General features: G+C 43.4%; 13 protein-coding genes. 12 read left to right on the forward strand and 1 reads right to left on the reverse strand.

Going from position 1 to position 10,033, the window contains the following annotated elements; genetic code table 11:
• The first annotated feature begins 7 nt into the window (after positions 1 to 7).
• From nadA to yajC, 12 genes are all read left to right on the forward strand, one after another.
• Positions 8 to 1,111, forward strand: a complete 1,104-nt coding sequence (gene nadA, locus HNR63_RS08060) for a quinolinate synthase NadA (RefSeq protein ID WP_085788080.1) — start codon at positions 8 to 10, stop codon at positions 1,109 to 1,111.
• A gap of 138 nt (positions 1,112 to 1,249) precedes the next feature.
• Positions 1,250 to 2,179, forward strand: coding sequence for a SafA/ExsA family spore coat assembly protein (locus tag HNR63_RS08065; protein ID WP_181520389.1), 930 nt, complete (start codon positions 1,250 to 1,252; stop codon positions 2,177 to 2,179).
• Positions 2,180 to 2,255: 76 nt separating this feature from the next.
• Entirely contained in the window at positions 2,256 to 2,996 is a 741-nt protein-coding gene (gene nadE / locus HNR63_RS08070) for an NAD(+) synthase (RefSeq protein WP_181520390.1), read from the forward strand.
• 79 nt (positions 2,997 to 3,075) lie between these two features.
• Positions 3,076 to 3,771 carry a YhcN/YlaJ family sporulation lipoprotein gene (locus HNR63_RS08075; RefSeq protein ID WP_181520391.1) on the forward strand — a complete coding sequence of 232 codons (696 nt, stop codon included), beginning with the start codon at positions 3,076 to 3,078 and terminating at the stop codon, positions 3,769 to 3,771.
• An 84-nt stretch (positions 3,772 to 3,855) separates the two neighbouring features.
• On the forward strand, positions 3,856 to 4,593 hold the full coding sequence (locus HNR63_RS08080; RefSeq protein ID WP_009361714.1) for a YebC/PmpR family DNA-binding transcriptional regulator: 738 nt from the start codon (positions 3,856 to 3,858) through the stop codon (positions 4,591 to 4,593).
• Positions 4,594 to 4,657: 64 nt separating this feature from the next.
• On the forward strand, positions 4,658 to 5,113 hold the full coding sequence (locus HNR63_RS08085; protein ID WP_021093893.1) for an intercompartmental signaling factor BofC: 456 nt from the start codon (positions 4,658 to 4,660) through the stop codon (positions 5,111 to 5,113).
• A gap of 100 nt (positions 5,114 to 5,213) precedes the next feature.
• On the forward strand, positions 5,214 to 5,807 hold the full coding sequence (gene ruvA / locus HNR63_RS08090; protein ID WP_181520392.1) for a Holliday junction branch migration protein RuvA: 594 nt from the start codon (positions 5,214 to 5,216) through the stop codon (positions 5,805 to 5,807).
• Positions 5,808 to 5,820: 13 nt separating this feature from the next.
• On the forward strand, positions 5,821 to 6,819 hold the full coding sequence (gene ruvB, locus HNR63_RS08095) for a Holliday junction branch migration DNA helicase RuvB (RefSeq protein ID WP_181520407.1): 999 nt from the start codon (positions 5,821 to 5,823) through the stop codon (positions 6,817 to 6,819).
• Positions 6,816 to 7,022, forward strand: coding sequence for a DUF2905 domain-containing protein (locus HNR63_RS08100; protein ID WP_181520393.1), 207 nt, complete (start codon positions 6,816 to 6,818; stop codon positions 7,020 to 7,022). The genes ruvB and HNR63_RS08100 overlap by 4 nt, the downstream gene beginning before the upstream one ends.
• Positions 7,023 to 7,046: 24 nt before the next feature.
• The gene (gene queA / locus HNR63_RS08105) at positions 7,047 to 8,078 is read left to right on the forward strand and encodes a tRNA preQ1(34) S-adenosylmethionine ribosyltransferase-isomerase QueA (protein ID WP_181520394.1); all 1,032 of its coding nucleotides are present in this window, start codon (positions 7,047 to 7,049) and stop codon (positions 8,076 to 8,078) included.
• A gap of 20 nt (positions 8,079 to 8,098) precedes the next feature.
• A complete protein-coding gene (gene tgt / locus HNR63_RS08110) occupies positions 8,099 to 9,238 on the forward strand; it encodes a tRNA guanosine(34) transglycosylase Tgt (RefSeq protein WP_181520395.1) in 1,140 nt (379 codons plus the stop codon).
• Between the two features lie 14 nt (positions 9,239 to 9,252).
• The gene (yajC, locus tag HNR63_RS08115; protein WP_009361707.1) at positions 9,253 to 9,516 is read left to right on the forward strand and encodes a preprotein translocase subunit YajC; all 264 of its coding nucleotides are present in this window, start codon (positions 9,253 to 9,255) and stop codon (positions 9,514 to 9,516) included.
• A 24-nt stretch (positions 9,517 to 9,540) separates the two neighbouring features.
• On the opposite strand, the gene HNR63_RS08120 is transcribed toward yajC, so the two are convergent.
• Entirely contained in the window at positions 9,541 to 9,915 is a 375-nt protein-coding gene (locus tag HNR63_RS08120) for a TIGR04086 family membrane protein (RefSeq protein WP_085788089.1), read from the reverse strand.
• Positions 9,916 to 10,033: the final 118 nt, after the last annotated feature.

The following is a 10,033-nucleotide window of genomic DNA, read 5'->3' on the forward strand; positions in this document are numbered from 1 at the left end:
ATGAACGATGAACGTATTACAACTCATGCAACAACAAGATGCGATGCCAGAGACGTATAAACAGTTGTCAGTCGAAGAAATGGAACAGCGCGTCGCTCGTGTCAAACGAGAGCTTGGTACGCGTTTATTTATTCCAGGACATCATTATCAAAAAGATGAAGTCATCCAATTTGCAGATGCGACAGGTGATTCATTGCAACTTGCACAAGTAGCAGCGAAAAATAAGGAAGCTGAATATATTGTATTTTGCGGCGTGCATTTTATGGCGGAAACAGCTGATATTTTAACAAGCGATGAACAAGTCGTCATTTTGCCAGATATGCGTGCCGGATGTTCGATGGCAGATATGGCGGAAATTGAACAAGTGGAGCGAGCATGGCCAATATTACAACAAATGTTTGGAGATACGATTTTACCGTTAACGTATGTTAACTCGACCGCTGCGATTAAAGCGTTTGTCGGCTTACACGGCGGAGCGACGGTGACATCATCAAACGCGAAAAAAATGGTCGCTTGGGCGTTTACACAAAAGGAACGCATTTTCTTTTTGCCTGATCAACATTTAGGAAGAAATACAGCTTACGATCTTGGCGTTCCACTTGAACAAATGGCTGTATGGGATCCAGCGTCAAATACACTTCAATACGACGGTGACGTTCAGCAAATTAAAGTGATTTTATGGAAAGGACATTGTTCTGTCCATGAAAATTTTACAGTAAAACATATTGAACATATTCGAAAAACAAAGCCGGATATGAAAATTATTGTTCATCCAGAATGTAGCTGGGAAGTTGTTCAACAAGCAGATGATGCAGGTTCAACAAAATATATTATTGAAACGATCGCTCAAGCACCGTCAGGAAGTAAATGGGCAATCGGAACAGAAATGAATTTAGTTAATCGGATTATTCAGCAACATCCAGATAAAGAAATTGTATCGTTAAACCCGTATATGTGTCCATGTTTAACGATGAATCGCATTGATTTACCACATTTGCTTTGGGCGCTTGAATCTTTGCTTGAAGGGAAAGTTGTCAATCGCATTACTGTTCCGAAAGATGTAGCTGAAGGAGCGATGTTAGCGCTTGAGCGCATGTTAGCGCGAGCATAAACGGATCGGCATTTTTTTGCCGGTCTTTTTTATTTTTATCATAAAAAAAGCTTTCCGTTCATAAGTTATGTTGAAGCCTAGTAGCGACAAGCTGAACATGACATACACGTCACGTCTGAGTATAGGAGGGGGAAACACGTGAAAATTCATATCGTTCAAAAAGGAGATACCCTTTGGAAAATTGCGCAAAAATATGGGGTTGATTTTGAAGAGTTAAAAAAAATGAATGCTCATTTAAGTGATCCAAACTACATTATGCCAGGTATGAAAATTAAAGTACCGACGCCAGTAGCTCCAGTAAAACCTGTCAAAAAAGAAACACAAAATATTTCTGTTGATGTCGACATTCACGTAAACAAAAAGGAACAACAGTTGCAACAGCCGGTGAATGTTGAACCAATTGCAAAAGAAATTCCAATTGCAAAAGAACAAGAGAAAAAAGAACAACCGAAACAAGAAACGCCGCTTTTACCGCCGAAGCCACCAAATATTATGCCAAATATGATGGAACCTGAAGAAGAGATACCAATGCCACCGTTTCCAGACATTCCACCGATTCCAACGACACAGGCGCCAGTCATGGAAGAACAACCACAACAACCGATGCAGCCGCAGCCTGTTCCAATGCCTGTGCCGATGCCAATGCCGTGCGTTCCTATTTCGCCGATTATGCCGGGATACGGTTTTTATCCATGGTTCCCACCGATGTATCCTGTTATGCCATGGACGTATCCACAGGGGGCGATGAATAACGATGATTGCGGATGCGGTGAGCAGTTACAACCGAAACCATATATGCCACAAATGCCAACAGGTGAATATGCTCAACAGTCGCAACCGATGATGCCGCAAATGCCAACAGGTGTAGGGGAATATTCACAGCAACCGCAACAAGCACCGTATCCACAACAAATGTATGGTGAAAACGTGCCAATGATGCAACAGCCAATGTATATGCCACAAGCTATGCCGTATGGTCCGTACGGATGGCAACAAGGATGGCCGGGGCAACCGTATATAAATCCGTATTTTTCTGTTCCTTATCGCGAGGAAGAAGAGGGGCAATAATGTCGCCTCTTTTTCTTTTTGCTTTTTGTGTGATAAAATGAACATGATGATGTAAAAGAGAAAGGGATGTACATATATGGAACAAAAAGTTGAAAAACTAATTACATGGCTTCGTGAACGAGTACAAGAAGCTGGAATGAATGGAGCGATCGTCGGCATTAGTGGCGGAATCGATTCTGCTGTCGTTGCCCATTTAATTAAACGAGCGTTTCCTAACAACTCGTTAGGGCTAATTATGCCATGTAAAAGCAATCCGAAAGATAAAGAAGACGCATTAAAAGTTGTCCAAAGTTGTGGGATTGATTACCATGTCATTGACTTAACAGAAACGCATCGCGTACTATTTGGGGAAATTGAAAAGCAATTAAAAGAAAAAGGGCAATGGAACGAGCAAGCAGCTCGCCTTGGCGACGCAAATACACGTGCGCGCTTGCGCATGACGACGTTGTATGCTGTGGCGAACAATTACGGTTATCTTGTTGTCGGAACGGATAATGCGGCGGAATGGCATACGGGGTATTTTACAAAATACGGTGACGGTGGCGTCGATTTAGTGCCACTCGTTCATTTCACAAAAGGCGAAGTGCGCGAAATGGCACGCATTCTCGGTGTACCTGAAGAAATTATTACAAAAGCGCCAAGCGCAGGTCTTTGGGAAGGACAAACAGACGAAAACGAAATGGGAACAACGTACGATATAATTGACAAATATTTAAAAGGTGAGCCCGTTCCAGAACGAGACCGTGAGATTATTGAGCGGCTTCATGAACGTTCCCACCATAAACGGCAATTAGCGATCGCTCCGCCAAAATTTTAACAGCGATAAAACCCCCTTTTTTGCATCAAGCTAATGATGTAGGCCGATCGTCTACAAAAGCAAAAAGGGGGTTTTTCCTTTGCGGAAACGAATCGTCGCTCTCGGTGCAGTCATTGTGCTTAGTGGATTAGCAGCTTGTAATAACCAAGCGTTTGATACACGTTATACCGATCGTACACGTCCGATCGGATATTACTCGAATGAAAATGATATGACCGGCTTTCAATACGGTCGTTACGGGACGGAACGTTTAAACGGAAACGTTCGTCAAGTGCGCGATAATGACGGACCGATTACAGAAATGCTTGATCGGGGCATGGATCGAACGACGCGAACACCGCAAGTCGATCGCAATTTTAGTCGTGCCGATCGCAACTATCATGGACATTTGAATGCGATGGATGAACGAACACGCCCATCGTATTACCGTAACTATAACGGGGCGTTAGCTGAAAAAATTGCAAAACGTGCAGCGAACGTTGCCAACGTAAAAGATGCACGTGCCGTTGTCTCAGGAGATCGTGTCGTCGTTGCTGTATCGACGACAGAGAAAAATACAACGCGCATTGAGCGTCTCGTTCGGCAGGCGATCGCCCCATATACAGCGGGGAAAACAGTTCGCGTTGTGGCAAATGAAAGCATGTATAACCGCATCCGCACGCTCGATAACGATATTCGCGACGGTGGTCCAATGGATCAACTAGAGCGTGATATTCGCGACATATTTAATGACATGGGTGATATGATGGAACGTCCATTTATGAATCGTGGGTAATGAACAGGGGTGAGCCCCTGTTCTTTTTTATTTATTTTTGGTATAGTTTTTATGGACATTTTTCACATATGAGAGGGGATCCGAATGGCAGGACATTCCAAGTGGAAAAATATTCAACGGCGTAAAAATGCACAAGATGCGAAACGCGGAAAATTGTTTATGAAGCTTGCAAAAGAAATTTATGTAGCTGCTAAAATGGGCGGAGGCGATCCGACGACAAACGCTACGTTGCGTCTTGCGATTGAAAAAGCAAAATCAGCGAACATGCCGAATGAAAATATTGAACGTGCGATTAAAAAAGCAACAGGCAACCAAGAACATACACATTACGAAGAAATTCGTTATGAAGGATATGGACCGGGTGGCGTAGCGGTCATGGTCATTTGTTTAACAGATAATAAAAACCGTACCGCATCTAACGTTCGTGTCGCGTTTTCGAAAAACGGCGGAAACTTAGGGGAAACAGGATGCGTGTCGTATTTATTTGATCGAAAAGGTCTCATTGTCATCGCTCGTGAAGATTTGAACATCGATGAAGATGACATGTTGTTACAGGCGATCGAGGCAGGGGCGGATGAAATGGAAACGACGGAAGATTCGTTTGAAATTTACACATCCCCTGAACAGTTTGAGCAAGTAAAAAATACGTTAGCTGCGCAAGGGTTTACGTTTGCGACGGCTGAAATCACAATGATTCCGCAAACGTACACGACATTAACAGGCGACGATTTAACGAAAATGTTAAAGCTTATCGATATGCTTGAAGATGATGATGATGTGCAAGAAATTTACCACAATTTAGATGAATCGATGTTAGAATAACGGTCTTGCGATGGCAAGACCGTTTATTTTTGGCGAAAATGGTCAACATATGAATGAGGTGAGAATGATGAATATTGTACTTACACTATGCCTTAGTTTATTTTTGACACAACACACATCTCCTGTACAGATGACAGTCATTTTAGAAACGGTATATATGGATGGAGAGGTGAGCGAGGAAATAAGGGAAGAAACAGTGATATCGATGAAAGACATTTGGAACAAATATAAAGATTGGCAGCTTATCAATATGGATGACGAACAAATTGTTTTCCAACGTTACGTTGATGACCTTTCGCCATTAACGAAAGCAGGGTATTTCGGTCTTACTGAAGATGGCACGCTTTCTATTTTTGAAGGAAAACCAGGTGAGTCATCTCGCGTCATTCAGTCGTTTTTTCAAATTGATGTAAAAAAACTCGAAAGTCACGAACGAGAAAAGCTGAAAAAAGGTATTTCTGTTCGCTCGAAAAGAAATTTTGAACGCGTCATTGAAGCGTATGAGCCATTCGGAAAATGAGTCCGCGCATAACAGCGGACTTTTTTTATGAGTGACTTGCGCTTTCCGCTTTCCTCATCTTATGCTAAAATGAGAGGCGTGAGAAAAGGAGGACGGGGCTTTGATTGAATTTATTCGTGGCTATGTGGATTACGTTTGTCCGGAATATATTGTTATTGAAAATAACGGAATAGGCTATCAAGTTTTTACCCCTAATCCGTTTTCGTTCCAAATGAATAAACAACAACAAATCGTTGTATATACATATCAGTATGTGCGTGAAGATGTCCTCGCCCTTTATGGGTTTCATACGCGCCAAGAGCGATCGTTATTTTCTAAATTATTACAAGTGTCAGGCATTGGACCAAAAGGGGCGCTTGCCATTTTAGCGGCTGGTCAACTTGAACAGCTTGTGGAAGCGATCGAAGCGGAAGATGATAAGTTTTTATGTAAGTTTCCAGGAGTAGGAAAGAAAACAGCACGACAAATGATTTTAGATTTAAAAGGAAAATTGCAAGCAGTTGTCCCAGACGCTTTTCCGAATTTATTTACGGAGCCGATGGAAGAAACGAACCCGCTTTCTGAAGCGCTTGAAGCGTTGAAGGCGCTCGGTTATGCTGAGAAAGAAATTCAAAAAGTGGTGCCTATATTAAAACAAGAGCAGTTATCGACAGAAGGATATATTAAGCTCGCTTTACAAAAACTATTAAAGTAAGGGAGGATGCATGATGGAAGAGCGTCTCATTTCAAGCGCGGCCGATTACGACGATGCCTCGCTTGAATACAGTCTTCGCCCAAAGCAGTTGCGAGAATATATCGGGCAACAAAAAGTAAAGGAAAACTTAACTGTATTTATTGAAGCGGCGAAAATGCGGGGAGAGACGCTTGATCACGTATTGTTATATGGACCACCAGGGCTTGGAAAAACGACGCTGGCCGCCATTATTGCCAACGAGATGGGCGTTCAATTGCGCACGACAGCTGGACCAGCGATTGAGCGTCCGGGGGACTTGGCGGCAATTTTAACGACGCTTGAACCGGGTGATGTCCTATTCATTGATGAAATACATCGCTTGCCACGAGCAGTGGAAGAAGTGTTGTATCCGGCAATGGAAGACTTTTGTTTAGATATCGTCATCGGCAAAGGACCGTCTGCCCGTTCTGTCCGCCTCGATTTGCCGCCATTTACGCTCGTAGGAGCAACAACAAGATCCGGAGCTCTCTCTGCCCCGCTTCGCGACCGTTTCGGTGTATTAAGCCGTTTAGAATATTATACCCCTGAAGAGCTCGCTCATATTGTGAAGCGAACCGCCCACATTTTTGCTGTCGAAATCGAAGAAGAAGCAGCGTTTGAAATTGCGCGTCGTTCGCGTGGCACACCGCGCATCGCCAACCGATTGTTGCGCCGCGTGCGCGATTTTGCTCAAGTGCGCGGGAATGGAACGATTACGTTTATTTTAGCGAATGAAGCGCTAGAACAATTGCAAGTTGACCGTTTAGGATTAGACCATTTGGACCATAAACTATTAAAAAGCATGATGGAAAAATTCCGAGGTGGACCAGTCGGATTAGAAACGATTGCTGCAACGATTGGGGAAGAAGCGCAAACGATTGAAGATGTATATGAACCGTATTTGCTACAAATCGGCTTTTTACAGCGAACACCGCGCGGGCGAATCGTTACGCCGCTTGCGTACAACCATTTCGGTTTGGAGGTGCCACGATGATGAATGTGCCAAAAACAATTATGCTTCTTGGTGTTGTTCTCATTATTGTCGGTTTTTTGATGCAATTTATTAAGCTTGGTCGTTTACCTGGAGATATCGTTATTAAAAAAGAAAATGCCACATTTTATTTTCCGATTATGACGTCAATTCTTTTAAGCGTCGTTTTATCGCTTATTTTTTATATGCTTGGTCGTTTTCGTTAATGAAATAAAGAAAGGGACGTGGACATGAAAGTAGATTTATTTGATTTTTATTTACCAGAAGAGCTCATTGCGCAAACCCCATTGCCAAATCGTGAAGCATCACGTCTGATGGTACTTCATAAACAAACAGGAGAAGTGACTCATGAACCAACGTTTCGTTCCATTTTATCGTACTTGAAAGAAGGGGACTGCCTCGTTTTAAACGATACGCGCGTATTGCCAGCGCGATTGTATGGAGAAAAAGAAGGAACAGGGGCGCACATTGAAGTGCTTTTATTAAAACAGCTTGATGGAGATCAATGGGAAACGCTTGTTAAGCCCGCTAAACGTGTGAAAGTCGGAACGACGCTTTCGTTCGGTGATGGACGTTTACGCGCGGAATGTGTAGCTGAGCTAGAGCACGGTGGGCGCATTCTTTCGTTTTCATATGATGGCATTTTTCTTGAAGTACTTGAGTCGCTTGGCGAAATGCCGCTTCCGCCATACATTAAAGCACAGCTCGATGACCGAGAGCGATATCAAACCGTCTATGCTCGCGAAGCTGGATCAGCTGCAGCACCGACGGCTGGGTTACATTTTACAGAACAACTTCTTGAAGATGTGCAAAAAAAAGGAGTGCATCTTGCCTTTATTACGTTGCATGTCGGTTTAGGTACGTTTCGCCCTGTGAACGTAGAACATATTGAAGAACATGATATGCATGCCGAGTTTTATCAAATGACAGAGGAGACAGCGAATTTGCTAAACGATGTCAAAGCAAAAGGAGGGCGCATCATTGCCGTTGGGACGACATCGACACGCACGCTCGAAACGATCGCCTCTCGTCACGATGGCACATTTGTTGCTGAAAGCGGTTGGACGGATATTTTTATTTATCCTGGCTATACGTTTCGAGCGATTAATGGAATGATTACAAATTTCCATTTACCAAAGTCAACGCTCATTATGCTCGTGAGCGCGCTAGCTGGTCGGGAGCATGTGTTGCGAGCTTACGAAGAAGCGGTGAAAGAGCGTTACCGATTTTTTAGCTTCGGCGATGCAATGCTTATTATATAAGTTGAGAAAGGGGACTATACGTGACACCAATTCGTTACGAACTAATTAAAACATGTAAACAAACAGGGGCGCGTCTCGGTATTCTTCATACGCCACACGGGTCGTTTGAAACACCGATGTTTATGCCTGTCGGTACACTTGCGACAGTAAAGACGCTTTCGCCTGAAGAATTAAAAGAAATGGGAGCGGGCGTCATTTTAAGCAACACATATCATTTATGGCTTCGACCAGGACATGACATCGTCAAAGAAGCGGGCGGTCTTCATTCATTTATGAATTGGGATCGCGGAATTTTAACGGATTCTGGCGGGTTCCAAGTGTTTAGTTTAAGCGAGTTTCGTCGCATTGAAGAAGAAGGCGTATATTTCCGAAATCATTTAAATGGTGATAAATTATTTTTATCGCCAGAAAAAGCGATGGAAATTCAAAATGCGCTCGGGTCTGATATTATGATGGCGTTTGATGAATGTCCACCGTATCCTGCCACGTATGAGTATATGAAGCAATCTGTCGAACGGACAAGCCGATGGGCAGAGCGATGTTTAAAAGCGCATCAGCGACCGAATGAGCAAGGTTTATTTGGCATCGTGCAAGGCGGAGAGTTTGAAGATTTACGCAAACAAAGTGCGCAAGATTTAGTGTCGCTCGATTTTCCAGGATATGCGGTCGGTGGCTTGTCTGTCGGCGAGCCGAAAGATGTGATGAACCGCGTATTAGAATTTACAACGCCGTTATTGCCAGCGAATAAGCCGCGTTATTTAATGGGTGTCGGTTCACCAGATTCGCTCATTGACGGGGCGATCCGCGGCATTGACATGTTTGATTGCGTATTGCCGACGCGCATCGGCCGCAACGGAACGGTCATGACAAGTCAAGGTCGCGTCGTCATTAAAAATGCAAAATATGCGCGCGATTTTTCACCGCTTGACCCGAACTGTGACTGTTATACGTGCCGAAATTACACGCGTGCGTACATTCGCCATTTAATTAAATGTGATGAAACGTTTGGTATTCGTCTTACGTCTTACCATAACGTCTACTTTTTGATAAAATTAATGGAGCAAGTTCGACAAGCGATTCGGGAAGATCGTCTCGGTGATTTCCGCGAGCAGTTTTTTGAACAATACGGCTTTCATGGACCGAATGCAAAAAACTTTTAGAAAGGGGTGAAAATATGGAAACGTTAGCAAGCTTACTACCGCTTATTTTATTCTTTGCGATTTTTTACTTTTTGCTCATTCGCCCGCAACAAAAACGCCAAAAAGCTGTTCAACAAATGCAGGCGAACTTGCAAAAAGGAGATAAAGTCATTACGATTGGCGGATTGCACGGCATCATCGATTCGCTCGATGAAAATACGGTCGTCATTCGCGCGGGTGACGGTTCGCGGCTTACATACGACCGTGCGGCCGTTCGTGAAGTCGTGAATGAAAAATAAGACAGGTTGCTGCCTGTCTTATTTTTATGCGCTTCGTGAACGAGATGTGGCGACATTGACACCAATGATGCCACCGATCATGGCTGTGATAAGAAAACCGACGTGGTATCCCCACTGTTCAATCGAAAACGTTTGGTCCATTCCGAGAAATTGAAATAAAAAAATGATAGTTGTAAAGATGACACCCGTTGCTCCACCAAGCATCCAGCCGCGTTCTTTCCCTTTTCCACCTGCAATAAACCCACCGAAAAATAATGATAAAAATGCGACACCGTGCATGACCCATTGCAATGACGTTTCATCATAACTTGTCAGCTTCAATAAAAGCGCAAATATAAAACTGCATATGATGGCGCTTATAAAAATTGTTATGACCCCGTGCAAAATAGCGCGAATCATTCTTATCCCCCCTTACTACATTTGGTATTGTCAAAAGTTTTAAAGACATACCCTAAGTTTTTGCTGATTTTATGCGGTTCTCGACAAAAAAAGCTTGCCACCCCTGCTGTTTTTGGTA

The organism is Anoxybacillus ayderensis, from assembly GCF_013761015.1.
GTDB classification, from domain to species: Bacteria; Bacillota; Bacilli; order Bacillales; family Anoxybacillaceae; genus Anoxybacillus; species Anoxybacillus ayderensis.

What these genes read in the sequence shown, in the direction of transcription:
- nadA (WP_085788080.1), top strand. Translation starts at nt 8, where the DNA reads ATGAACGTATTACAACTCATGCAACAACAAGATGCGATGCCAGAGACG.
- nadE (WP_181520390.1), top strand. Translation starts at nt 2,256, where the DNA reads ATGGAACAAAAAGTTGAAAAACTAATTACATGGCTTCGTGAACGAGTA.
- HNR63_RS08080 (WP_009361714.1), top strand. Translation starts at nt 3,856, where the DNA reads ATGGCAGGACATTCCAAGTGGAAAAATATTCAACGGCGTAAAAATGCA.
- HNR63_RS08085 (WP_021093893.1), top strand. Translation starts at nt 4,658, where the DNA reads ATGATGAATATTGTACTTACACTATGCCTTAGTTTATTTTTGACACAA.
- ruvB (WP_181520407.1), top strand. Translation starts at nt 5,821, where the DNA reads ATGGAAGAGCGTCTCATTTCAAGCGCGGCCGATTACGACGATGCCTCG.
- HNR63_RS08100 (WP_181520393.1), top strand. Translation starts at nt 6,816, where the DNA reads ATGATGAATGTGCCAAAAACAATTATGCTTCTTGGTGTTGTTCTCATT.
- queA (WP_181520394.1), top strand. Translation starts at nt 7,047, where the DNA reads ATGAAAGTAGATTTATTTGATTTTTATTTACCAGAAGAGCTCATTGCG.
- yajC (WP_009361707.1), top strand. Translation starts at nt 9,253, where the DNA reads ATGGAAACGTTAGCAAGCTTACTACCGCTTATTTTATTCTTTGCGATT.
- HNR63_RS08120 (WP_085788089.1), bottom strand. Translation starts at nt 9,915, where the DNA reads ATGATTCGCGCTATTTTGCACGGGGTCATAACAATTTTTATAAGCGCC.